A 596-nucleotide genomic window follows, 5' to 3' on the forward strand; every position below is an offset into this window, starting at 1 on the left:
AAATTAAAAGTTGATGGCGTAGGTGCTTTAACGCCAACCAATTCAGCAGAGCAAGCATTGATTGATTTAGCTTTGGATGAATACATCGGCAGACGCAGCATGAATGAGCTTGATGTTGTGCAAATGAAAGCTGAAGTTGCAAAAATTATTGCTTATTTTAAATCTGATAAAGCTGCTGAGTTCTCCTACACGATTGATGATCCAAATCTATCATTTGAAGAAATCGCAGGAATGGTGGCAAGTACAGTATTTTGTGAACCGAATCGTTTTGGATCTAAGATTCAATTGCAGTTTGAGCAGCCACAGGAAAATGCCGTCTTACTATTTAATCATCGGAATAAAGTACCGAAGTCTGAGAAACGCACAGAAAGTTGGGGTGTTCAGAATAAATACGATGGTGTTGAGATTGAGTACACCAGTCCTACAGATGACACACGTGTTAAATACATTGCTTCAGACAAAACTAATCCGACAAATTTAATGTCGATTAAATCGACAGGAATCCGTAATGAAGCACAGGCAAAAACGAGAGCATGGCGAGAGTGGAATAAGATCAGGTATCAAGAAACATCTGTGCAGTTTGATGCGTTAGATGA

General features: G+C 39.1%; 1 protein-coding gene. It reads left to right on the forward strand.

Translation table 11 applies throughout. The annotated features are described in order from the left end of the window. Nucleotides 1-596, forward strand: a 596-nt coding sequence (locus C9E89_RS23635) for a host specificity factor TipJ family phage tail protein (RefSeq protein ID WP_265935940.1), incomplete at both ends; no start/stop codon positions are given.

Source organism: Acinetobacter sichuanensis (assembly GCF_003024515.2).
GTDB classification, from domain to species: Bacteria; Pseudomonadota; Gammaproteobacteria; order Pseudomonadales; family Moraxellaceae; genus Acinetobacter; species Acinetobacter sichuanensis.